At 28.3% G+C, this 22,570-nt stretch carries 28 protein-coding genes; 18 read left to right on the top strand and 10 right to left on the bottom strand.

The features are described 5' to 3' along the window. Nucleotides 1-62 precede the first annotated feature (62 nt). The 8 genes from NJU99_RS09425 to NJU99_RS09390 all read right to left on the bottom strand — a co-directional run bounded on the left by NJU99_RS09425 (nt 63) and on the right by NJU99_RS09390 (nt 8,099). Nucleotides 63-1,880: a sensor histidine kinase gene (locus tag NJU99_RS09425; RefSeq protein WP_254575665.1), complete on the bottom strand. Its 1,818-nt coding sequence runs from the start codon at nt 1,878-1,880 to the stop codon at nt 63-65. 71 nt (nt 1,881-1,951) lie between these two features. Then, complete coding sequence (locus NJU99_RS09420) at nt 1,952-2,683, bottom strand: sulfite exporter TauE/SafE family protein (RefSeq protein WP_254575664.1); 732 nt, start codon at nt 2,681-2,683, stop codon at nt 1,952-1,954. Nucleotide 2,684: 1 nt separating this feature from the next. Continuing rightward, nucleotides 2,685-3,401 carry a serine O-acetyltransferase gene (gene cysE / locus NJU99_RS09415; RefSeq protein WP_254578094.1) on the bottom strand — a complete coding sequence of 239 codons (717 nt, stop codon included), beginning with the start codon at nt 3,399-3,401 and terminating at the stop codon, nt 2,685-2,687. A gap of 66 nt (nt 3,402-3,467) precedes the next feature. Beyond that, a complete protein-coding gene (speA, locus tag NJU99_RS09410) occupies nt 3,468-5,267 on the bottom strand; it encodes a biosynthetic arginine decarboxylase (RefSeq protein ID WP_254578093.1) in 1,800 nt (599 codons plus the stop codon). Next, nucleotides 5,267-6,502: a histidine--tRNA ligase gene (gene hisS / locus NJU99_RS09405; protein WP_254575663.1), complete on the bottom strand. Its 1,236-nt coding sequence runs from the start codon at nt 6,500-6,502 to the stop codon at nt 5,267-5,269. Before hisS ends, speA begins: the two co-directional genes overlap by 1 nt. Further along, nucleotides 6,492-7,061, bottom strand: a complete 570-nt coding sequence (gene tmk / locus NJU99_RS09400) for a dTMP kinase (RefSeq protein WP_254575662.1) — start codon at nt 7,059-7,061, stop codon at nt 6,492-6,494. The genes hisS and tmk overlap by 11 nt, the downstream gene beginning before the upstream one ends. After that, nucleotides 7,052-7,540: a pantetheine-phosphate adenylyltransferase gene (coaD, locus tag NJU99_RS09395; protein WP_254575661.1), complete on the bottom strand. Its 489-nt coding sequence runs from the start codon at nt 7,538-7,540 to the stop codon at nt 7,052-7,054. The genes tmk and coaD overlap by 10 nt, the downstream gene beginning before the upstream one ends. 4 nt (nt 7,541-7,544) lie before the next feature. Further along, nucleotides 7,545-8,099 carry a UbiX family flavin prenyltransferase gene (locus tag NJU99_RS09390; protein WP_254575660.1) on the bottom strand — a complete coding sequence of 185 codons (555 nt, stop codon included), beginning with the start codon at nt 8,097-8,099 and terminating at the stop codon, nt 7,545-7,547. Between the two features lie 222 nt (nt 8,100-8,321). On the opposite strand from NJU99_RS09390, the gene NJU99_RS09385 reads away from it, so the two are divergent. From NJU99_RS09385 to NJU99_RS09300, 18 genes are all read left to right on the top strand, one after another. Further along, nucleotides 8,322-8,963 carry a recombinase family protein gene (locus NJU99_RS09385; protein ID WP_254575659.1) on the top strand — a complete coding sequence of 214 codons (642 nt, stop codon included), beginning with the start codon at nt 8,322-8,324 and terminating at the stop codon, nt 8,961-8,963. Nucleotides 8,964-9,319: 356 nt separating this feature from the next. Beyond that, complete coding sequence (locus NJU99_RS09380) at nt 9,320-9,946, top strand: hypothetical protein (protein ID WP_254575658.1); 627 nt, start codon at nt 9,320-9,322, stop codon at nt 9,944-9,946. A gap of 13 nt (nt 9,947-9,959) precedes the next feature. Continuing rightward, the gene (locus NJU99_RS09375; RefSeq protein WP_254575657.1) at nt 9,960-10,631 is read left to right on the top strand and encodes a response regulator transcription factor; all 672 of its coding nucleotides are present in this window, start codon (nt 9,960-9,962) and stop codon (nt 10,629-10,631) included. Next, nucleotides 10,628-11,824, top strand: coding sequence for an ArsS family sensor histidine kinase (locus tag NJU99_RS09370; RefSeq protein ID WP_254575656.1), 1,197 nt, complete (start codon nt 10,628-10,630; stop codon nt 11,822-11,824). The genes NJU99_RS09375 and NJU99_RS09370 overlap by 4 nt, the downstream gene beginning before the upstream one ends. A gap of 74 nt (nt 11,825-11,898) precedes the next feature. Then, nucleotides 11,899-12,348 carry a 50S ribosomal protein L9 gene (gene rplI / locus NJU99_RS09365; protein WP_254575655.1) on the top strand — a complete coding sequence of 150 codons (450 nt, stop codon included), beginning with the start codon at nt 11,899-11,901 and terminating at the stop codon, nt 12,346-12,348. Further along, complete coding sequence (gene hslV, locus NJU99_RS09360) at nt 12,349-12,885, top strand: ATP-dependent protease subunit HslV (RefSeq protein WP_254575654.1); 537 nt, start codon at nt 12,349-12,351, stop codon at nt 12,883-12,885. A gap of 6 nt (nt 12,886-12,891) precedes the next feature. Further along, nucleotides 12,892-14,220, top strand: a complete 1,329-nt coding sequence (hslU, locus tag NJU99_RS09355) for an ATP-dependent protease ATPase subunit HslU (RefSeq protein WP_254575653.1) — start codon at nt 12,892-12,894, stop codon at nt 14,218-14,220. A gap of 64 nt (nt 14,221-14,284) precedes the next feature. After that, nucleotides 14,285-14,590 (top strand): hypothetical protein, encoded by a 306-nt coding sequence (locus tag NJU99_RS09350; protein ID WP_254575652.1) that lies wholly within the window; start codon nt 14,285-14,287, stop codon nt 14,588-14,590. A 12-nt stretch (nt 14,591-14,602) separates the two neighbouring features. Further along, nucleotides 14,603-15,391, top strand: coding sequence for a TatD family hydrolase (locus NJU99_RS09345; protein WP_254578092.1), 789 nt, complete (start codon nt 14,603-14,605; stop codon nt 15,389-15,391). Between the two features lie 115 nt (nt 15,392-15,506). Beyond that, nucleotides 15,507-16,439 (top strand): septal ring lytic transglycosylase RlpA family protein, encoded by a 933-nt coding sequence (locus tag NJU99_RS09340; RefSeq protein WP_254575651.1) that lies wholly within the window; start codon nt 15,507-15,509, stop codon nt 16,437-16,439. Between the two features lie 10 nt (nt 16,440-16,449). Further along, the gene (gene hisB / locus NJU99_RS09335) at nt 16,450-17,022 is read left to right on the top strand and encodes an imidazoleglycerol-phosphate dehydratase HisB (protein ID WP_254575650.1); all 573 of its coding nucleotides are present in this window, start codon (nt 16,450-16,452) and stop codon (nt 17,020-17,022) included. After that, nucleotides 17,019-17,516, top strand: a complete 498-nt coding sequence (locus NJU99_RS09330) for a KdsC family phosphatase (protein ID WP_254575649.1) — start codon at nt 17,019-17,021, stop codon at nt 17,514-17,516. Before hisB ends, NJU99_RS09330 begins: the two co-directional genes overlap by 4 nt. Further along, entirely contained in the window at nt 17,507-18,034 is a 528-nt protein-coding gene (locus NJU99_RS09325) for an LPS export ABC transporter periplasmic protein LptC (RefSeq protein WP_254575648.1), read from the top strand. The genes NJU99_RS09330 and NJU99_RS09325 overlap by 10 nt, the downstream gene beginning before the upstream one ends. Nucleotides 18,035-18,048: 14 nt before the next feature. Next, a complete protein-coding gene (gene lptA / locus NJU99_RS09320; protein ID WP_254575647.1) occupies nt 18,049-18,537 on the top strand; it encodes a lipopolysaccharide transport periplasmic protein LptA in 489 nt (162 codons plus the stop codon). Then, nucleotides 18,537-19,148: a ribosome biogenesis GTP-binding protein YihA/YsxC gene (yihA, locus tag NJU99_RS09315; RefSeq protein ID WP_254575646.1), complete on the top strand. Its 612-nt coding sequence runs from the start codon at nt 18,537-18,539 to the stop codon at nt 19,146-19,148. Before lptA ends, yihA begins: the two co-directional genes overlap by 1 nt. Further along, nucleotides 19,129-19,590 (top strand): N-acetyltransferase, encoded by a 462-nt coding sequence (locus NJU99_RS09310; protein ID WP_254575645.1) that lies wholly within the window; start codon nt 19,129-19,131, stop codon nt 19,588-19,590. Before yihA ends, NJU99_RS09310 begins: the two co-directional genes overlap by 20 nt. A 1-nt stretch (nt 19,591) precedes the next feature. Further along, complete coding sequence (locus NJU99_RS09305; protein WP_254575644.1) at nt 19,592-20,362, top strand: DUF3050 domain-containing protein; 771 nt, start codon at nt 19,592-19,594, stop codon at nt 20,360-20,362. Between the two features lie 74 nt (nt 20,363-20,436). Further along, entirely contained in the window at nt 20,437-21,597 is a 1,161-nt protein-coding gene (locus NJU99_RS09300; RefSeq protein ID WP_254575643.1) for an NnrS family protein, read from the top strand. Between the two features lie 73 nt (nt 21,598-21,670). Here NJU99_RS09300 and NJU99_RS09295 read toward each other — a convergent pair whose 3' ends face one another. After that, the gene (locus NJU99_RS09295) at nt 21,671-21,949 is read right to left on the bottom strand and encodes a hypothetical protein (protein WP_254575642.1); all 279 of its coding nucleotides are present in this window, start codon (nt 21,947-21,949) and stop codon (nt 21,671-21,673) included. A 105-nt stretch (nt 21,950-22,054) separates the two neighbouring features. Continuing rightward, complete coding sequence (locus NJU99_RS09290) at nt 22,055-22,549, bottom strand: redoxin domain-containing protein (protein WP_254575641.1); 495 nt, start codon at nt 22,547-22,549, stop codon at nt 22,055-22,057. Nucleotides 22,550-22,570 lie beyond the last annotated feature (21 nt).

Genomic DNA, 22,570 nt, shown 5'->3' with positions numbered 1-22,570 from the left:
TTCAACACCTGATACTTTAAGATGCTTTAATAAAAAAATAAACCACTTATTAAACAAGCAGTTTATTTATTCTCATTTATAGGAATAAGTATTTTAAACATTACACCTTTTTTATTCTCTTCATATATATTTTCCACATTTATAGAACCATTTAATCTATCTTCAACAATTTGTTTAGACATATAAAGTCCTATTCCTGTTCCTTGGCTTTGATGTTTTGTAGTAAAGTATGGCTCGAAGATTTTGTCTAAAATTCCCTCATCGATTCCACCTGCAAAATCTTTTATTGTAATACTTGAGTTTAATAATTCTTCTTTTGTTTCAATCTCAATTACTTTTTTTATGTCTTTCTGATTTTTGTAGGCATCTTTTGAGTTATTTATGATGTTTAGTAGAACTTGGATTAGTTCATTTTTAATTCCAAATATCTCACAATCTTTTTTAAAGTTTGTATTTACACTTATATCCCAACTTTTTAAAGATGAATCTGTTAACTGAATAGCTTTTTCAATAACATCATTTACTAAAAACACTTCTTGGTCTGAACTATTTTTGAAGTAGTTTGAAAAATCATCTATTGTTTGAGAAAGGTATGTTGCTGATTTTAAAATACCTTCTGCAAATTCATTAAAGTCTTCATCACTTAGCATCCCAAACTCTTTTTTAAGTTTTAGACCTGAGGCTGATGAGGTTATAACTGATAAAGGCTGTCTCCATTGGTGAGCTATGTTTTTTAGCATTTCACCCATTGAAGCCATCTTTGATTGTTGGAACATGATTTTATCTTTTTCTCTTAAAAGCTGTTCTTGTTCTTTTAGTTTTGTAAAATCTGTAAATACAGAGATGTAGTTTGTAGGCTTGTTATTATCATCATAAACACTATTTATTGTAACCCATTGATGGAAGAAGTTACCTCTTTTATTTCTGTTTATAATCTCGCCTTCCCATGAACCTTTTGACTTTATTGAACCCCATAGGTTATTATAAAAGGCTTTTGAGTGTTTGTTTGATTTTAAGATACTTACTTTTTTATTTACTACTTCTTCTTCTTTGTATCCTGTAATATCTTCAAAGGCTTTATTTACAGATAAAATTCTTGTATCTAAATCTGTAATAAAAATTCCCTCTTTAGTATTTTCATAAATAGTATCAGATAGTTTTAGTTTTTTTAAGGCTTGTTTTCTTTTTGTAATATCAAAAACTATAGAGTATAAAAGATCTTCATTTTTTAAAGATATAGGTCCTGTATAAACTTCAACATCTATTACTCTTCCACTTTTAATCTTATGTTTGAAGTTAAAACAATCTTTGTCACCATTTAAAGATTTTGAAACTTCACTTCTTATCTCATCAAAAGGAAGTGTATTTATATCTGTAATATGTAGCTTTTTAAACTCTTTATTTGTATATCCATAAAATTTATTAGCAGCTTTATTTACTTTAACTAATTTACCTGTTTTAAGTGAGGTTACAAGTACAGGTATTTTATTTGCTTCAAAAAGTTTTTGGTATCTTTTTTTACTCTTTTTTAATTCAACAGATAATTTTTTATAGTTGATTTTACAAATACCATATATTTTATTTTCTACTTTTATAAAAGTATCTATCCACTCTTGATAGTCTTTATTATTTTTCTTAATTTTGTATTTGATTTCTTTTTGTTCATTATCTTTAGAGTCAATTTTTTCTAAAAAGTATTTTTGATGATTTTTTTTAATAATTTCAATAAAAGAGTCTATATTACTAAGATTCTTCTCTTTTTCGTACTCTAATATAGTGTTTATATCTTTATACCATTTTATTTTTCTAGTTTTTAAATCGATTTCATAAGCTATATCACTACTATTCTCAACAATAAACTTCAAAAAGTTATTTTTCAAATTAAACCTTATATTTTATTTATTACGAATAGTACTGAAAAGTAGTTTACAAATCAAATTTTTTATTAAATTTATAAAGTTTTATACAACATTACAATTAAAATAATTGTATTTAGTAAAAGAATATACTTTTTATATGAGTTTGAATGAACCATGTTTTTTACTTTGATTCCAAAGTAAACACCCACAAGTGAAGCAAGTCCAACTATAGCACCTTCCGTAAAAAGCATATGACCATTTAAAGATAAAGATGTAAATCCTGCAACTGATGAGAAGATTACAAAAAATAGACCAAGAGCAGTTGCAGCTTTTAAATCATAGTTTAAAAAGCCAACTAAGATTGGAGTTAAAAGAACAGCTCCTCCAACACCTATACTCATCGCAATAATTCCTGTAATAAAACCAATTACAAAAAGTGTTAGTTTACTTTTTTCTTGTGTTTCGCCTTTATTTTCAGCAGGAGCTATAAATATTTTTATAATTGAGAAAATTAATATAGCTATAAATAAATATTGTAATGTAAGATTTGATACATTTGAAACTATAAAGCCACTTTGTAAGCCTCCTACAAATCCACCGATTCCTATTATCAGACCATCTTTTAGAATATTTTTGGCTTTTCTTGTATTTAAAAAAGAGCCATAGATTGATGAAAAAACCATTTGCATAATTGAAATAGCAATAGCTTCTTTCATCACAAAACCAGATACTAAAAGCATAGGTATAAGAATCATTCCTCCACCTACACCAAAGAAACCTGATATAAACCCAGTTAATATTCCAAAAGATGCTAATTCAAACATATTATTTCTTTTTTATTGAGTTCATTGCATTTATGAACTTATTATAGTCTTCTTCAAGTTTTTTATCTTTGTCACTTACATCAATTCCATCTTGTTCTTTTAGTGCAACTTCTAGAACATGAATTCTTTCAATAAGGTACTTAAACATTTCTTTATTAATATCAGGTAAGTCACCATGTGCAAGCTTGCAGTTTTTATTATCTTTTTTGATAATTTTAGCAGGAACTCCAACTGCTGTTGAGTTTTTTGGTACATCACAAACTACAACAGAGTTTGCTCCAACTTTTGAGTTTTTACCAATTATGATATTTCCTAAAACCTTTGCTCCACTTCCTATAACAGCATTTGCTTTTACAGTAGGGTGTCTTTTTCCTTTATCAAGACTTACTCCACCAAGTGTTACACCTTGGTAGATTAATACATCTTCTTCAATCACACAAGTTGCACCAATAACTACACCAATAGCATGGTCAATAAATACTCTTCTTCCAATAGTTGCAGCAGGATGTATATCTGTTTTTGTAAATAGTGAACCGATTCCTGAAATAAATCTTGAAAGTTTAGTCCAACCTTTGTTGTATAGTCTATTTGCAATTCTGTGATTTACTATAGCCCAAACACCTGGGTAATTTAAAAATAGTTCAAAGTTTGAATTAAGTGCAGGGTCGTTTTGTTTTGGTACTGAAAAATCTTCTTTTATTTGTTGCCAAAGACTAATACTACTTTGTTCTTTTAATATTTTTTCTTTTATTTCTTCATGTATGTTTTTTTCTTCACTCATGATTTAGCTCCATGTCGTCTTTAAATAACTGTTCTCATTTAAATATTTTTTTAATATTTGATATGTATTAGTATCTAAATTTTCTTTTAATCTGTCTTTTATATCTCGTGTATCATAGTCAATATCATCAAGAATATCAATAATCTTTTGTGATTCTATGATTTTTTCTAGTTTTACCTCATTTTCTTTAAAAACAACATTTACTTCTGTTGGTTGTGAAAATAGGTTATGTTTCATTCCTAAAGTATCCTGATAAGCTCCTACATTAAAAAAACCTAAGAAGTAATCTTCTTTTTCTAAATTTACATCATGTAGATATAAAGGTCTTTGTGAGTTAAAAGGAAGTTCTCCATCACTATCACAAGTAATATCCCATAAACTTGCACTTCTTGTAGGCTTTTTATCTAGATGAGTTAGAGGCATTACTGGAAACTCTTGGTCTATTCCCCAATAATCAGGTAATGATTGGAACATAGAAAAGTTTAAAAGATATTTTTCTTGAATATTCTCATCAAGCTTTTTTAAATCTTCATAATCTTCAACTTCAAGTAGGGCAATTGCTTTTTTGATAATTTGATGAGTTAAAATCTCTGCATTTGATCTATCTTGTAAATCTATATAACCTAAATCAAATAGAGTTAAAAGTGATTCCATGTGATCCATAGCATCATGCATATACTCATAAGCTGTTCTTTTTATCATATCCGTATATAGGGCATTTAATTCAGCAATTAAAGGGGGATTGTTTTCTTTTAGATTTAAATGCTTTAAATCATACTCAGAAGAAAATAGCTCAAGTACTGGCGTAATTAAAACAGTTGAGCCAGCAGAAATAAATCTTCCTGATTCTGTAAAGATATTTGGTTCATCAACGCCTTTTTGTTTTGCAATATCTTTTAATGTAAAGATAACATCACTTGCAAACTCTCTTAATGAATAAAATCTAGTTCTTTCATAAGAAGAGTACTCAACAGCTAAACCACCACCAATATTAATATTGTTTAAGCTAGTTGCTCCAAGATTTTTAAGTTCTGCATAAATATGTCCTGATTCTCTTAAAGCTTTTTTCAAAGGCTTAATTGAATTCATATCTGAGCCAATATGAAAATGAATCATTGTTAAGAATTCAAGCATTTTATTTTCTTCAAGTAATTCATAGGCTTCAATAATCTCAGTAGAAGATAAACCAAATTTAGAGTTTATACCTCCACTTTTTGCCCAAAGTCCACTTCCTCCACTATGAAGTCTAACTCTTAAGCCAATATTTGGACAAGGAAGGTTTGTTTCACTTTGTACTTGAATAATAGTTTCAAGTTCATTTAGACCCTCAATGATTACAGTTATATCATGACCCTTGCTTTTTGCAATAAAAGCTAAATGAATCATCTCTTTATCTTTGAATCCATTTACTGTAATAGGAGAGTTTGAATTGTTATAAGTCATTGCTATTACAAGTTCAGCTTTACTTCCAGCTTCTAATCCATAATTGAACTCTTCACCATTCTTTATCAAAGGATGTACAAAGTTTGGAAGCTGATTTACTTTTAAAGGAAAAACAGCATTAAAATTTCCTTTGTAGTTATACTCACTAATACTATTATTAAAAGTATCATAAAGAGTACTAATTTGTTTTTTTGTAATATGTGGAAATCTTAAAAGTAGGGGACCTTTAAAATCTTGCTCTCTTATTTGTCTTACAAGTGAGATTAAAGATGGCTTGCACTTATGATTTACTTTTGCTAAGCCATCTTCAATTATGAAGTTCTCATCACTCCATATATCAATACCATAATTATTCAATATTAAAATTCCTCTTGTTTAATAGTACTTTCTTCTCTTTTTTCAATATCTTTTACAAATATTGTTCCATCAGTTAACTCTTTTTCACCAATTAGGGCAACTATATTAGCACCTTGTTTTTCTGCAAGTTTAAAGTGTTTACCAAAACCTCTTGGAGTATACTCTATTAAAGTCTTTGTTGTTTTTCTTTTTTGAATAGCAAGTTTAATAGCTGTATTTAATGAAGCTTCATCTAAAGCACCAATATAAACTACATCTTCTCTTTCTTCTTTCATTTTTACAAGTTCAAGTAATCTTTCAATCCCAATAGCAAATCCAACACCAGCAGTTGGTCTTCCACCTAAAAACTCTACAAGTCTGTCATATCTTCCACCCCCTGCTATTGCACTTTGAGCACCAATTTCATCACTTACAAACTCAAATGCAGTTTTAGAGTAGTAGTCTAAACCTCTAACTAAGTTTGTATCTATTTCATAATCTACACCATTGAAGTCTAAAATCTCTTTTAGTTTTTCAAAATCAGTATCACATGCTTCACATAAGTTATGAGTAATTTTTGGAGCATCTACAAGTTTTTCTTGACAAGATTCAACTTTACAATCTAAAACTCTAATAGGATTAGTTTCAATTCTTTTTTGACAATCTTCACAAAGATCATCTTTAAATGAGTTTAAATGCTCAACTAAACTCTCTTTATATTGAGGCATACAGTTATGATCACCTAGTGAGTTTAATTGAAGTTTAAATCCAATACCAAAGAAATCTAAAATATCTTTTATCATCATAATGATATTTGCATCTTCTATTACAGAATCAACTCCAAATACTTCACATCCAAACTGATGAAATTCTCTTAGTCTTCCTTTTTGTGGTCTTTCATATCTAAACATAGGCCCATAGTAGTACCATCTTTGAGTTCCACCAGCTCTATCAAGCTTTTTCTCTACAAAGTGTCTTACAACACCTGCTGTTCCCTCAGGTCTCATACAAACATGGTTTTCACCCTTATCAACAAAGTTGTACATCTCTTTGTTTACAATATCAGAACTTTCACCCACTGATCTTTTAAATAAAGCAGTCTCTTCTAAAATAGGAGTTTCAATATATGAAAAGCCATATTTTTTAGCAATGGCACAAGCGTTATCCACAAAATATGTAAATAGTTTGCTCTCATCATTTACTATATCTTTCATTCCTCTTAGACTTTGAATAGTTTGATTGTTTTGTTTATTTGCCATTTAAAAATTCCTCTATTTGTTTTTCTATTTCTTCTATACTTAAACTTGCATCAATAAACTTATGATTAATTCCAAGTTTTTTTATTGTTTCTTTCATTCTATTTTGAATGTTTAGTAAGTAGTTAATTCCTCTAAGCTCAATAGCATCATTTTGTTTTTGAGATAATCTATGTTTTAACTCAGAAGGTGATAACTCTAATAAAATTGCATGAGTTGGTAAAGTGTTATTAGTTGCTAATAAATTCAACTCTATCATTTTATCTAATTCAAAAAGTGATGCATAGGCAATTCCTGAAATCATTGACCTATCTGATATTACAACTTTTTCTTTATTTTTTACTACAACTTCTTCTATATGTTCAGCTCTGTCTGCTAAAAACAGAAACATTTCTGCAATATTTGAGTTTGCTTCACCATTTAGTGCCATAGTTCTTAACTTTGAGCCAATAGGTGTTCCCCCTGGCTCTTTTGTAAAAATAGCTTCTTTATATTTTTCTTGTAATAATGCAAGTTGTGTTGACTTTCCTGCTGTGTCAATTCCTTCAATTACTATATACATTCTAAAACTTCTTTTGGTACAAGGTGTTGGAATTTTCCATCAAATCTAATAATTTCTCTTACAATTGTAGATGAAACAAAGGCATTCTCTAATGTAGGCATTAGATATAAAGTTTCTATTTTATTATTGATTGAAGAGTTTGCATAACCCATTTGAAGTTCATACTCAAAATCAGACACTGCTCTTAAACCTCTAATAATAGTATTTACTTTTTGTTGTGTAGCAAACTCTACAAGTAAGGTATCAAAACCTTCAACTCTTACATTTTTTATGTGAGATGTTGATGCTTCAGTAAATTTAACCCTATCTTCATGAGAGAACATAGGTCCTTTTCTTTCACTTTTTGCAACTGCAATGATTACTTCATCAAAGATATTTGAAGCTCTTCTTATAATATCTAAATGACCATTTGTAATAGGATCAAAAGTTCCACTATAAATAGCTTTTCTATATGTTGTATTATCTTGTGTTTCAGACATTTTACTATTCCCATCTTTTAAATAAATTGTGTTCTATTTCTAATAAATCAAACCATTTTCCAATTAAAAAGTTTTCCATATCTTCTAAACTTTTTTGCTCTGAATAATATCCTAAAACAGGAGGAGCAATAGTCACTCCTAGTTTTGATAGTTTTAACATGTTTTCTAAAGCAATAGGATTAAAAGGCATTTCTCTTGGACATAGAATGATTTCTCTTCTTTCTTTTAGCATAACAGTAAAGGCTCTTGTAATTAAAGAATCAGAAATTCCTACTGAACACTTCGCCAAAGTATTCATTGAACAAGGAATTACAATCATTTTATCAACTTGAAAAGAACCAGATGCTATTGGTGCAGCTATATTTGAGTCATCAAAAATAGTGACATTGTCTCTTTGTTCAAACTCTTTTCTTAATGACATACCTGTTTCAAGTTTTAGTGCAGTTTTTGCACTTTTTGAAACAACCAAAAAAACTTCAATACTTTCGGGGATTTTTTTTATGAAATTAAGTCCAAGATTAGACCCACTAGCCCCAGATATAGCAACTGTAATTTTCAAATGAAACCTTTCTGTTGTTTATAAAGTAAAAAAATAATATCAAAAAAAAGCTTTGAATTCAAACAAAGAAAATTAATAACAAAAAGTACTTGTTTATAATAATGTTTTAAGCTTTTATTAAGTGTATGTATAATAACATTTTGTATAAATTTTAAATGTATATAAGTAAACACTATGTTTTTATATTAATTTAAATAATATACTTATTGTAAAGGTTAAAATATGTCTAAGAATTTCACATACATAAGAATTAACAAAAATAATGAAAAGTATACACAAGCACAAAAAGATAGTTTAGATGCTTATGTAGAAAAGAATAAAATTGATGTTTATAAGTGCATTGAAATTGAAATAAATAGTTCAAGTGATGAGAAAAATATTTTAGAACTTCTTAAAGGTTGTGAAAGAAACTCTACAATTGTTGTTGCTGATTTAAATGTATTTGGTCGTACTGTAGAGAATATTTTAGAGATTGTGAAATTCTTACTTTCAAATAAGATTAGAATTCTTGTTGCAAACCAAAATTTAGACTTAGTTGATGATAAGGATATGTTAACTCAAATGATATTAGGTGTAATATCAATGACAGTAAATCTTGATAAAGATTTAATGAGTTTAAGAACAAAAGAGGCCTTAACTGCTAAAAAATTAAGTGGTGCAAGTTTAGGGAAACCAAAAGGTACTATTCAAAAGTCTAAATTTGATAAACAAAGAGATAAAATTGAAGAGCTTTTATCTGTAGGTTTATCTGTACGAAAGATAGCAAAACTTCTTGGATACAATAATCATATCGGATTAAATAATTATGTTAAAAAGAGAAAAATCAGAGAAAATTTGCCTAGTACCCTTGATATAGCAAGCTAAAAAATCAATATCAAGGGTTAAAAAGATTTACTTTAAGTAAATCTTTTCTCTCCATCAAGATAAATAAAAAATCCATAAAACTTAATAAAAAGCCTTAAAATAGTACTTTTACTTCAAATAAAGATAATAAAAATTGCATATTAAAACTTATACATACAAATAGAAAACATTTGACTTTTATTCTATTTTATCTGTAAATGTAATATGTTTATTAGTATTTTAGCTTTATCATTTTGTAAATATTGTATAAACTTAACTAGTAGTGTAAGTACTGATTTACTTTCATTTACTTTCTATTAAATCTTTATTTAATTAACTTAGATAAAATTTTGTTATAATAAAAAAAAGGATTTAAAATGATTGATTCATTATCTGCCTTAGGCTCTTATAATTATACTTCTTCAAGCACTCGAAGTTCAAGTGATTCTTCTTTATCTTTAGATCAACAAGAGACTATTCAAGATGTTTTATCAAATTATGATTCAAATAATCTTTCAAGTTCTGATGCTTTAGAAATTGTAAGTGCATTTCAAAATGCAAATATAGAACCTTCAAGAAGTTTTGAAAATGCATTAAGTAGTTTAGGCTTTGATGCTAAAGAAATTGGTGATTTAGCTGGTGTTGGTCCCCAAGGACAAGGTGGTATGCCTCCCCCTCCACCACCAAAAGAGAGTGAAGATGAGATTAGTGATATTTTATCTGAGCTTTTATATGGGGATGATGAAGATGATGATAACACGAATACATCCAATTCAAATGCTTATAATAGTAATAGTACTACATTTGATAGTGTTTTAGATTATACAAGTAGAATATTGAGTTTAAATGATGATGCAAAAAACCAAGTAATGGATTTATTTGAAAATTATAAACCAGATAGTACTCAATTATCATCAAGCGATGTAAGTAATATCATAAAAAACTCTTTGCAAGATATTTTAAGTAATGAGAACAACTATAATTCAACATCCTTTTATGCTTAAAAATGGAATATAAATGATTGATATTCTTATGATAGAAGATGATCCTGATTTTTCTATTTTTTTAGGAGAGTTTTTATCAAAATATAATATGAAAATTACAAACTTTGAGGATCCTTATTTAGGTCTTTCTTCAAATATTAGTTCATATGATATATTAATTTTAGATTTAACTTTGCCGGGAATTGATGGACTTGATGTCTGTAAACAAATATCTGCCAATTATGATATACCAATTATAATTTCAAGTGCAAGATCTGATATTACAGATAAAGTCCTTGGTTTACAGATAGGGGCTGACTATTACTTACCTAAGCCTTATGATCCAAAAGAAATGTATGCCGTTATTCTAAGTTTACTTAGACGAAAGAATAAAAACAACACTGAAAATACTTTTGAGTCTTGTAGTGATTTTAACTGGGATAAAAGCAAACAAAAGATAGTTTTTAAAGGTAGAGAGCTAGTATTAACTCAAGCTGAATATGAAGTTTTATTAATTCTTCTAGAAAACAAAAATTCAATTATTTCTAGGGAACAAATAGTTAATAGTTCTATAAGTCTAAGTGACAGTTATAGTAAAAGCTTAGATGTGATTATAAGCAGGTTAAGAATTAAGTTAGGTGATAATTCTAAAAATACAAAATATATACACTCAATACGTGGCCTTGGTTATAAGCTGTCTCAATGATTTTTAGCTCTTTAAAAACGAATATATCTATAGGATTTTTTATAGCTTTTATACTTTTCTTGGCTGCATTTATACCTTTTCTAAAATTTGAAGAAGACTCAATCTCAAAAGAGATTCAAAGTAAACATAAAGCTATTTCTGATTATGCACATTTTTACAGATTGAATCCTTATGAATTAGAAGAGTATATTTTGTCATTGAATTTTAAAAAGGTTGAGGATGTAAGAAGAGTCTTAGATGGTAAGAAAACAGCATTTTCTACAGCTGGCTATGAAAGTTTTAGATTTGAAGATAAACTATATTTTCATATAAGAACACCTCATTTTAGAATATTGTTTGAAGACTCAAATAAATATGAAAAAAATATTTATCCTTATGTTATGTTTATCATGGTTTTCTTTTTACTTATGTTTATTTATCTTTGGATTTTAAAAGCCTTAAAACCCTTATCAATTTTGAAAAAAGAAATAAAACAATTTGCAAATGGGGAATATGAGACTTCTTCTAAAAGTGATGGAAAAGATGAAATAGCTCAAGTAGTAAATGAGTTTAATAATATGGCAAAAAAAACATCACTACTTTTGAATTCAAGACAACTTTTTTTAAGAACAATTATGCATGAATTAAAAACACCTATTGCAAAAGGAAGAATTGTAAGTGAATTAATTGATGATGAAAAACAAAAAAATAGAATGGTAAATATTTTTGAGAATTTAGATTCATTAGTAAATGATTTTTCAAGAATTGAAAAAGTTGTTTCTCAAAATTATAAATTAAATACAAATACCTATGAGCTGAAAAAAGTTTTGGATAAAGCTTTTAATTTCATGATGATTGATGAAAATGATGAAAGAATTCTACTAAATATAGATAGAAATATTAGATTAAAAGTTGATTTAGATTTAATGGCTATGGTTTTAAAAAATCTTTGTGATAATGCTTTGAAATATTCAAGTGACAAAAAAGTACAGATTCATATAAAAGAAAAATCAATTCTTTTTATATCTAATGGGAATAGGTTAGAAAAAAATCTTGAAGAGTATTTTAAACCTTTTCACAATAGCACTGAAAATAAAAATCATGGTATGGGACTTGGATTGTATATTGTAAAATCAATTCTCGATTTGCATAAAATGAGCATTTCTCATAAATTTGATAATAATAAAAATGTATTTGAGATAACTTTCAATTAAATTTAAACTATCTTTCATATTTACTTCATATAAGTTATTGTAGAATAATCGCTATTTATTAATATGGAGATAATATGAAAGTTTTATTAATTAAAGATGTAAAAGGTTTAGGAAAAACTGGTGAAGTAAAAGAAGTAAAAGATGGTTATGGTAAAAACTTTCTAGTTGGTAAAGGTTTAGCAAAACATGCAACACCTGAGGTTCTAAACAGATATAAAGCAGAGCAAAGAAAAAAAGCAGAGATTGAAGCAGCAGAGATTAAAGCTGCAAATGAATTAGCTGAAAAATTAAACTCTACAAAATTAAGCATTAAACACAAAATGGGTGCAAACGGTCACTTAATTGGTTCTGTAACTAATAAAGAGATTAGTGAATCTTTAAAAGCTGAGTTTGGTATTGAAATTGATAAGAAAAATATCTCATTAAAAACTAAAATAAAAGCTGCAGGAATTTTTGAAGCAGATTGTAAATTAGGTCACGGAATTCATGCAACTTTAAAAGTAGATGTTATTGGAGTTGAATAGATGTTTGACGCTACTACGATACTTGCATACAAGGGAAAAAATAAAGCAGTAATTGGAGGTGACGGTCAAGTTACTTTCGGAAATGCTGTTTTAAAAGGTAATGCTACAAAAATTAGAAAACTATATGATGGCAAGATTCTTTCAGGTTTTGCTGGAAGTACTGCTGATGCTTTTAATCTTTATGATATGTTTGAAGCTCATTTAGAAAACACTAAAGGTGATTTACTAAAAGCTGTAATTGCTTTTTCTAAAGAGTGGAGAAAAGATAAGGTTCTAAGAAGACTAGAAGCTATGATGATTGTATTAAATAAAGAGCATATTTTTATTCTTTCTGGAAATGGTGATGTTGTTGAGCCAGAAGATGGTGCAATTGCTTCTATTGGTTCAGGAGGAAACTTTGCAATTTCAGCTGCACGAGCCCTTGCTAAACATGCAGATATGGATGAAGAAGATGTTGTAAAAGAATCTTTAATGATTGCAGGTGAATTATGTATTTACACAAATCAAAATATTAAATTATTAAAAATAGAGGATTAATAGAATATGGATTTAACACCAAAGCAGATTGTTGCATATTTAGATGATTATGTAATTGGTCAAAAAGATGCTAAAAAAACTATTGCTTTAGCCCTAAGAAATAGATATAGAAGAATGAAAGTAGAACCAACTTTACAAGAAGAGATAATGCCTAAAAATATTCTTATGATAGGTAGTACTGGTGTTGGTAAAACTGAAATTGCAAGAAGACTTGCAAAGATGATGGGATTACCTTTTGTAAAGGTTGAGGCCTCTAAATACACAGAAGTTGGTTTTGTAGGACGAGATGTTGAATCTATGGTTAGAGACTTAGTTTATGAATCAATCAATATTGTAACAAAAGAGTTTGAAGAAAAAATCAAAGATAAAATTGAAGATGAAGTAAACAAAAAAATCATTGAAAAACTTGTACCACCACTTCCTGAAAGTGCAACAGAGAGTGCAAAAGAGTCTTTTATCAAAACTTACAATCTTATGGAGTCAAAACTTTTAAAAGGTGATCTTGATGAGAAAAAAATTGAGATAGAAGTTCCTAAAAAAAGTCATGTAGAGATTATAGATTCTGGTATGCCTATGGATATGAGCTCTATGCAAGAAAGCCTTAACAAAATGTTAGGTGGACTAAACAAAGAGAAAATCAAAAAAGAAGTTACAATAAAAGATGCAAAAATTCTTTTAAAAGGTGAAGCGAGTGATTCACTACTTGATCAAGAAGCTATAAAGATTGAGGCTATTAAAAGAGCAGAATCTGGTGGAATTATTTTCTTAGATGAGATTGATAAAATTGCTTCTGGTAAAACTAATCAAAATCAAGACCCATCAAAAGAGGGTGTTCAAAGAGATTTATTACCAATTGTTGAAGGAAGTAGTGTACAAACTAAATTTGGTCAAGTTAAAACTGATCATATTTTATTTATTGCTGCTGGGGCATTCCATGTTTCAAAACCTAGTGATTTATTACCAGAGTTACAAGGAAGATTTCCTTTAAGAGTTGAGTTAGAGTCACTTGATGAGGAAGCTCTTTATAAAATTCTTATAAATACTAAAAACTCACTTCTTAGACAGTACAAAGCACTATTAGAAGTTGAGGGTGTTGAGTTAGAGTTTGACGATGAATCAATTAGAGCATTTGCTAAGTATTCAGAAACTGCAAATGAAAAAACAGAAGACATTGGGGCAAGAAGACTACACACTGTAATTGAAAAAGTTATTGAAGATATTTCTTTTGATGCTGATGAGAAACAAGGTGAGAAAGTAATTGTAACAAAAGATTTAGTTGAGGAAAAACTTGATAAAATCGTAGATGATGAAGATATTGCAAGATATATTCTTTAATATTTAAAAAATTAATAATTTTTTAGTTAGAATAAAGAATAATTGATTTTTTGGGAGAAATAATATGAAAATAGTTACATTTTGTGAAATAGATGAGTCTTTATTAGGTTCTGAGCATACAGTAGAACACTTTCAAAGTGGAACATCTGGTGATGCTCAGGTTGTTGTATTAGATATTAATACTATTTTTGAATTTGAAGAGAACAAAGGTTCAGTTTGTGCAGATAAGTTTGTATCTATAGCTATTGTTGAAGACGATGGAGATTATGATGCATTTAAAAACTTTGGTATTGATGCATGGATTAAAGCTGAAGATATCTCACAAATCAAAAATTTAGTTAACTTAGTACAAAAGAGATTTTTATCATAAAAAGGATTAGAAATTATACTTGATACACACTGTCACCTAGACAATGAAAAGTTTTATGAAGATGTTCATGAAGTAATACAAAATGCCATCTCACATGGAGTTAAAGGGTTTTTAATTCCAGGTGCTGATTTTAAAGATTTACCACAGGCTGTAAAACTTGCTGAACAATATGATGAGGTATACTTTTCTGTTGGAACTCATCCTTATGATGCAGAAGAATATGATGTAAAAGTACTTGAAGAGTATATAAATCATCCTAAATGTATTGCTGTTGGAGAGTGTGGATTAGACTATTTTAGACTCCCAGAAGATGAAGAAGAGAAAAAAGCTTACAAAGAAAAACAAAAAGAGGTTTTTATTTCGCAAATTGAGTTTGCAAAAAAAGTAAAAAAACCTTTAATTGTTCATATAAGAGAAGCCTCTAATGACTCACGGCAGATTTTAGAACAATATAATGCTAAAGAAGTTGGAGGAGTATTGCATTGTTATAATGCAAGTGAACATCTTCTTCCTTTAGCGAATCATGGTTTTTATTTTGGAATTGGTGGGGTTTTAACTTTTAAAAATGCTAAAAAGTTAGTTGAAGTACTTCCTAAAATACCAAAGCAAAAACTTTTAATTGAAACTGATGCACCATACTTAACTCCTCATCCTCATAGAGGTAAAAGAAATGAACCTTACTACACAGTATTTGTAGCTGATAAAATAGCTGAACTTCTAGATATTTCAAGGGATGAAATAGAAGAGCTTACAACTACTAATGCTAAGAAATTATTTAAAGAGTTTTCTAGTATATCTTAGATATAATGTTTACTATTTGAACAATAGTAAACTCTTTAAATAAGATATTCACTTATCTTATAAAAACTTCAATAGAAATTTTATCAAAGAGTCTTAATAAAACATAGGAGAAGACTTGAGTTTTCTTAATAAAACAATAAAATATGGCTTAAATAGTAGTATTGTAATAGGTGCAATAATTTTTACAGGTTGTTCTTCTAAACAAAGCTCATATTCAGGTGGTTCATATACTCCTGCTGATATTAGTAAAGTTTACAAGCAAACAAGCAACACTAAGATTAGAAACTCTAAAGCAATGCATAGAGCGACACTTAAACCTTATAGTGTCTTTGGTGTAAGGTATTACCCGAAGGTAGAAAATGTAGGGCAAGAGTTAAGAGGTATTGCTTCTTGGTATGGACCTAAGTTTCATGCTAAAAAAACATCAAATGGTGAAATTTATAATATGTACGCAATGACAGCTGCACATAAGACATTACCTATGAATACTATGGTTAGAGTTGATAACCTTGAAAATGGTAAAAGTGCAATTGTAAGAATCAATGATAGAGGACCTTTTGTAGCTGGAAGAATTATTGATTTATCAAATAAAGCAGCCCATGCTATTGACATGGTTAGAAAAGGTACAGTACAAGTAAAAGTTACAGTGCTTGGTTACAATGGAGAACTTGAAAATCATGATGCTCCTACTGCTGAACCTGTATTTACAAATATAGCTAAAAAACAAGAAACAAATATAGGAACACCTGTTATTCAGCCTAAGCCAGTTGTAGAAAAACTAGAACCTATGAAAATAGAAGAAAAAACTATTGTTAGCGGTGGGAAATATAATATTCAAGTTGGAGCTTTTGGAAGACTTGAGGGTGCAATGCAAACTAAAGCTAAATACGAAGCATTAACTAATGGAAACTATAATGTAAAAGTAGAAAAAATACTTTCTGGTGGAAGATACTTGCATAAAGTTTTTATTACAGGTTTTGACTCATATAATCATGCGCAGTTATTCAAAGACTCAAATGGTCTAAACGGTATGATATTAGAAAAGTAAGGTTAAGAAGATGATAGAAATAAATAGAGAAACTAGAGAAACAAATATTAAATGTAAAATAGAAGTAAATGGTGAGGGAAAATCAACTATTAAAACAGGAGTTGGTTTTTTTGATCATATGTTAGAAGCTTTTTCAAAACATAGTGGAATTAATTTAGAGCTTTCATGTGATGGGGATTTACATGTTGATGCTCACCATACAGTTGAAGATTGTGGAATTGTAATAGGACAAGCTTTAAAAAAAGAGATTTTCCCTATTGAAGCAGTTGAAAGATATGGAAATGCAACTGTTGTTATGGATGAAGCGGCAGTTACATGTGCTTTAGATTTATCAAATAGACCTTATTTAGTTTATGAAGTAAATGTTGATGGTAAAGTTGGGGCATTTGATGTAGAACTTGCAGAAGAGTTTTTCCATGCCGTTTCAAAAAACGCAGGTTTAACAGTGCATATTATACAAGATAGGGGAAGAAATAAACACCATATTTTAGAAGCAGCTTTTAAAGCTTTTGCTGTTGCTCTTAGACGTGCTTTAGTTAAAAATGAAAGACTGGGAATTCCTAGTACGAAAGGTGTTTTATGATTGAACTTATAGTATTAGATGTTGATGGTACTTTAACAGATGGAAAGATTACTTATACAAATAATGGTGATGAAATAAAATCTTTTGATGTAGCTGATGGTTTAGCAATTGCAACTTGGACAAAAAAGCTTGGGAAAAAAGCTGCAATTATTACAGGTAGAACTTCTTTATTAGTTGAGAGAAGAGCAAAAGATTTACAAATCACTCACTTACATCAAAAAGTTCATAATAAAGATGAAGTATTAGCAAACATACTAAAAGAAGAAAACCTAACTTGGGATCAAGTAGCAGCAATCGGTGATGATTTAAATGACTACAAGATGCTTAAAAAAGTAGGCTTCTCGGCAACTCCTGCAAATGGAACTCACTATTTAAAAGGTTTTGTTGACTTTGTTTGTGAGAACAAAGGTGGAGAGGGTGCTGTAAGAGAAATGCTTGAGTATATTATTAAGCAAGATGGATTAGAAGAGGAATACCTAGCTGCATGGGTGTAAAGATATTTGTAAATGCTTTATTGGTTTTAGCTATTGGAGTATATTTTATTCCAGTAGAGAATAAAAAAACAAGAGAGGATATAAAAGATATTCCTTTAGTAGTTTTTGAAAATCCAAAAATGTATACTCTTTCAGAAAATACATTAAGTAGAGTTGTAAATGCAAGTCATGCAGTAAAATATCAAAATAGAGATGAGATGTTTAATGCTAATATTATCATCAAAAATGAAAAAGTAAAAAAAGATTTTTTAGTAGATAAAATCAAATCAGATTTAATTATAAGTCATGGTGATATTTTAACATTTAAAGGTAATGTTAATTATCAAAGAGATTATTTTATAAATCTTGATACAAGTAAATTATATTACAATACAAAAGACAAAATAGCTTATAATGATGTAGCTTATAAGGGAAATTATTACAAAAGTACTGTAGATGGAACTGATTTATATTTGGACTCAGTTAATAGTTCGATGAAGTCAAAGAATGTACATTTTGAAATAGATATGAAAAATTAAATTAAAGGTTTATGATGAAATATTTAGCTGGTTTATTAGTTTGTTCAACACTTCTTTTGGGACAAACACAAAAACTTGTTATTGACGCTCAGAAATTTGAAGCAAGTGATGCAAAAGGAATTTCTACATTTACAGGGGATGTAAAAATCCAGATGGGAAAAGATAGGTTAGAAGCAAATAAAGTTGAAATATATTTTGTATCAAATAAAGGAACAAATACAAAAACTCCTTCAAAATATATAGCAACAGGAAATGTAAACTTTGAGTTAGTAACTTCAAAGAAACACTATCTTGGAACAGGAAATAAGATAATTTATTCTCCTTCAAAGCAAGAGTATACAGTACTTGGTAATGGCTTTTTACAAGAGAAAAATGATGATAGAAAAATTTATGGAGATAAAATCTATGTAAATCAACTATCAGGAGAAGCAAAAGTAAGCGGTAGTGAGAATAAACCTGTAAGATTCATCATAAACATAGAACAAGGCGGGGAAAATAAATAATGAGAATAGTTGAAGCTTCATTTATGAAATCAGCACAAAGTATAGATGATTCACCAAGTCCTGATATGGCAGAAGTTGCCTTTTTAGGAAGAAGTAATGTTGGAAAATCATCTTTGTTAAATACTTTAACAAATAGAAAAGGTTTAGCAAAATCTTCATCAACACCTGGTAAGACACAGTTGATTAACTATTTTGCTATCAAGTTTAAAACAGAAAATGAAGAAATACCACATCTTTTTGCTAGGTTTGTGGATTTACCAGGATTTGGATATGCAAGGGTATCAAAAACTTTAAAAGCAGCATGGAATAAAAACCTAACAGGATATTTAGAAGAGAGACCAAATCTTCAAGTGTTTGTACACTTAATAGATTCAAGGCATCCTAATTTAGAAATTGATAAAAACGTGGATGAGTTTTTAAGAACTCACAAAAGAGGTGATCAAATCATCATCAATGCTTTTACTAAAACAGATAAATTAAAACAAAATGATTTACAAAAATTAAAAAGAGCATATCCTGATGGAATATTTGTATCTAATTTAAAGAAAAGAGGGATGTTAGACCTTCAAAAAGCAATAACGGATCATTTATTTGGAAATCAAATTTTTTAAACCTGACGTAACTCATATTGCAATAATGCAAGAGTTAGTAAAAGAAGAGGTTGATAATGGAAATATTCTTTTACGAACAGAAGATGAAATGGCTAATACTATTAGATCATACACAGTTGTAGAAGTGGATGGAGTAATGGCTGGATTTACAGCCTTACATATACACTCAGCAAGACTAGCAGAAGTTAGAAGCTTAGTAGTTTCTAAAAACTTTAGAGGTCTTAAATTAGGACAAAAATTAGTTGATGCTTGTATAAAAGAGGGAAAAGAGTATAAACTAGTACAAATACTATCACTTACATATGAACAAGGTTTCTTTGAAAGTGTTGGCTTTAGAAAAATAGAAAAAGAAGACATTCCTGAGCATAAAATATGGGCAGATTGTATTAGATGTAAGCACTTTCCTATTTGTGATGAAATTGCGATGGTATACGATTTATAAAATGAATCAAAATATAGAAGAAATTCAAAATAGTTTAATTCCTTTACAAGAAGAGTTGAAAAATCATAAACTTTATGAGAGTATCAACTCTTTAGATTCACTGCAAACTTTTATGCAAAGTCATGTTTTTGTAGTTTGGGATTTTATGTCTATTGTGAAGACATTACAACTTGAACTAACTTCAATGACTTATCCTTGGACTCCAAATACTAAAACTATAGTTTCAAGAAGACTAATAAATGATATAGTTTTATCAGAAGAGAGTGATTATGATGATAAAGGTATTATAAAAAGTCATTTTGAGTTTTATATAGAATGTATGCAACAATCAGAAGCTTGTACTAAAGATATAGAAACACTTATTTCTAAACTTGAAAAACAAGAAAATATTTTTGATATTATTAAAAGTTTAGAGTTGTCTAATGAGTTAAAAGAGTTTTTAACTTTTACTTTTGAGATTATAGAGTCAAAAGAAATTCACAATATCTCAGCACTTCTAACTTTTGGAAGAGAAAACTTAATACCTGATATGTTCATCACTTTTGTAGATAATTTTGATTGTAATGATAAAGAGAAAATCAGTAAGTTTGAGTACTATTTAAATAGACATATAGATGTAGATGGTCATGAACATGGACCTATGTCTCTTACTATGATGAATGAACTGTGTGGAACAGATGAAAATAAATGGGAAGAGGTAAAACAAACTTCTATAAAAGCTTTAGAATTAAGAATTAAACTTTGGAATTCTATTTATAAAGAAATATATTAATTTTTTTTATTATTGATACATATCAATGATACTAATTCTCAATTATTATAATATTCCTGAAAAAAAGGATTATTATGCAGTTCTCACAAACACCTAATAGTTTTATAAAAGAAGTGTCTTGGTGGCAAAGATATACTTCTCAGTCTCATCAACTATTCTTTTCTATGGCTATTGTTTTCTCAATATTTCTTATGTTTCTTAGTTTTCTTATTTTAAAAGGACAACTTTCACTAGAATTTTCACTTATTCATGGTTTTGGTTTAAATTATGCAGTTTTTACAAATGCTTTTTTAGGTTTCTTAATCACAGTTATTCCCAAATATAACGCTCATCCTGAAGTAAAAAAGAGTGAATATTTAATGCCTTGGGTATTGTTTGAAATATCTATTTTATTAACTTTATTTTTAAATCCATTTATAGGAAAAATATTAGTTGCATTTAGTATGTTTTACTTTTCGTATATTTTTTATAAAATAATAAGAAATTCAAAGGCTCATGATAAAAAAGATTCTATATTAATTAATATGATTTTTATATTTGGAGCATTACTTTTAATTTTTGAGGCTTTGTTTAATATAAACTTATCGTATATGGTATTTTATAGTTATCTATTAGCAATGGTATTTATTGTTGCTTTAAGAATGGTACCAATGTTTTATTTTAATGTAACAGGTATCAAGCCTTGGATTAAACCTAAATATACAAGAGAGTCTGTTGTGGCTTTACTTTTTATCTTAGGTGTAAGTTTACAATTTGATTTAGTTGTAGTCTCTATTTTAAGTAGTTTTATTGGATTTATATTTTTTACTTATATTGTTTTAAAGTTAAATATCTATAAAAAAACGCCAGCTATTATGAGTATATTATCTTTTGCTTTTATATATATACCTTTAGGTTTCTTTGTATTATTTACAGAGACTCTTTTTGAATTAGAAACTTTAAAACTCTCTTTTCATATTTTTGCTTTAGGTTTTATAACTACAATGCTTATTGGCTTTGGAAGTAGAGTTACATTAGGTCATGCTGTACCTACACAGCCTATTCAAGCTGATAAGATAACTGTTGCACTTTTTGTTTTTACTCAAATAGTTCTACTTTTAAGAGTATTATCTTCACTTAGTTTTATGGCTTCTTCAAGTTTTTCTATGAATTTACTTTACATAAGCTTTATTGCTTGGATAGTATTGTTTGTATTGTGGACTTTGAGATATGGAAGAATACTTTTAAGAATATAAGATCTCTAACTAAAATAAACCTTTTGGTTTATTTTATACGTAGGATTAAGGTTTTAGGTTTTTACCTTAATCCTTAGTTTTTTATTTTTAGTCTTAGATATACTTTGTATTTAAGTTTATCAAGCTTAATTGACAACTCTTCAATATCGCTAGCTTCAAGTTTAATTAACATTTTTTTATAGTCTCTAATTTTTTCATCAGTAATATCTACAATAAGTAAATCCTTACTTGAAAAAGAGTCACTATTAACAACATCAATCATCTCTTGAATACTCTCTTTAGTAACCTTTTTATAAAGTCTTCCATTTCTATGGTAAACCTTGTCAAAATAACCTTGTTCTTCAAAACTCATGGTATGCCTTTCTACTGTTTATTTTAAGTAATCAAGTAGATTATAGTAAAAAGTATATAATGTTTGTATTATTTGCTCTTTTAAAATTATATTTATAAGATTAATTTAATCAACCCACCACATTCTTGCATAAAGTCCAAGTGTTGAAGTGTATCCAACTTCGCTAAATTTTAGGGTTCTATTTTCATCATAGATTAGTGTTGTAGGAAAGGCTTTGATATTGAAAGTTCTTGAGTAAAAACCGTCTTCATCATTTACTACTTTGAAACTTAGATTATGTTTTTTTAGATAGTTTTGTATCTCTTTTGTTGAGCCTGATTGTGTTGCTATTGTGATTACTTCATAATCTTTTGAGATTTTTTCTATATTACTTGCTTCTACTTCACAAGTAGGACACCATGTAGCCCAGAAGTGTACTAGTACGGGTTTATCTTTTGGCATATTGTATTCACTGTTATCAAGTAGTTTGTAACTTGTGTAGATTAAATCATCTTTGTTTAAATCTTGAGATTTGAAGTAGCTTATTACATTTAGTGCTATTGCTAGAATTATTATAAACTTTATTGATTCTTTTAGATATTTTTTTATTTTGGGATTCATTTATTACCTTGTTTATTTGCT

This window comes from Arcobacter roscoffensis, assembly GCF_024267655.1.
GTDB classification, from domain to species: Bacteria; Campylobacterota; Campylobacteria; order Campylobacterales; family Arcobacteraceae; genus Arcobacter_B; species Arcobacter_B roscoffensis.
This window is presented reverse-complemented; position numbering and strand designations above follow the sequence as displayed.

Coding starts and splice junctions, on each gene's coding strand:
- NJU99_RS09420 (WP_254575664.1), bottom strand. CDS start 2,683: ATGTTTGAATTAGCATCTTTTGGAATATTAACTGGGTTTATATCAGGT.
- hisS (WP_254575663.1), bottom strand. CDS start 6,502: ATGGCAAATAAACAAAACAATCAAACTATTCAAAGTCTAAGAGGAATG.
- tmk (WP_254575662.1), bottom strand. CDS start 7,061: ATGTATATAGTAATTGAAGGAATTGACACAGCAGGAAAGTCAACACAA.
- coaD (WP_254575661.1), bottom strand. CDS start 7,540: ATGTCTGAAACACAAGATAATACAACATATAGAAAAGCTATTTATAGT.
- NJU99_RS09385 (WP_254575659.1), top strand. CDS start 8,322: ATGTCTAAGAATTTCACATACATAAGAATTAACAAAAATAATGAAAAG.
- NJU99_RS09380 (WP_254575658.1), top strand. CDS start 9,320: ATGATTGATTCATTATCTGCCTTAGGCTCTTATAATTATACTTCTTCA.
- NJU99_RS09375 (WP_254575657.1), top strand. CDS start 9,960: ATGATTGATATTCTTATGATAGAAGATGATCCTGATTTTTCTATTTTT.
- NJU99_RS09370 (WP_254575656.1), top strand. CDS start 10,628: ATGATTTTTAGCTCTTTAAAAACGAATATATCTATAGGATTTTTTATA.
- rplI (WP_254575655.1), top strand. CDS start 11,899: ATGAAAGTTTTATTAATTAAAGATGTAAAAGGTTTAGGAAAAACTGGT.
- hslV (WP_254575654.1), top strand. CDS start 12,349: ATGTTTGACGCTACTACGATACTTGCATACAAGGGAAAAAATAAAGCA.
- hslU (WP_254575653.1), top strand. CDS start 12,892: ATGGATTTAACACCAAAGCAGATTGTTGCATATTTAGATGATTATGTA.
- NJU99_RS09350 (WP_254575652.1), top strand. CDS start 14,285: ATGAAAATAGTTACATTTTGTGAAATAGATGAGTCTTTATTAGGTTCT.
- hisB (WP_254575650.1), top strand. CDS start 16,450: ATGATAGAAATAAATAGAGAAACTAGAGAAACAAATATTAAATGTAAA.
- NJU99_RS09330 (WP_254575649.1), top strand. CDS start 17,019: ATGATTGAACTTATAGTATTAGATGTTGATGGTACTTTAACAGATGGA.
- NJU99_RS09325 (WP_254575648.1), top strand. CDS start 17,507: ATGGGTGTAAAGATATTTGTAAATGCTTTATTGGTTTTAGCTATTGGA.
- lptA (WP_254575647.1), top strand. CDS start 18,049: ATGAAATATTTAGCTGGTTTATTAGTTTGTTCAACACTTCTTTTGGGA.
- yihA (WP_254575646.1), top strand. CDS start 18,537: ATGAGAATAGTTGAAGCTTCATTTATGAAATCAGCACAAAGTATAGAT.
- NJU99_RS09305 (WP_254575644.1), top strand. CDS start 19,592: ATGAATCAAAATATAGAAGAAATTCAAAATAGTTTAATTCCTTTACAA.
- NJU99_RS09300 (WP_254575643.1), top strand. CDS start 20,437: ATGCAGTTCTCACAAACACCTAATAGTTTTATAAAAGAAGTGTCTTGG.
- NJU99_RS09295 (WP_254575642.1), bottom strand. CDS start 21,949: ATGAGTTTTGAAGAACAAGGTTATTTTGACAAGGTTTACCATAGAAAT.
- NJU99_RS09290 (WP_254575641.1), bottom strand. CDS start 22,549: ATGAATCCCAAAATAAAAAAATATCTAAAAGAATCAATAAAGTTTATA.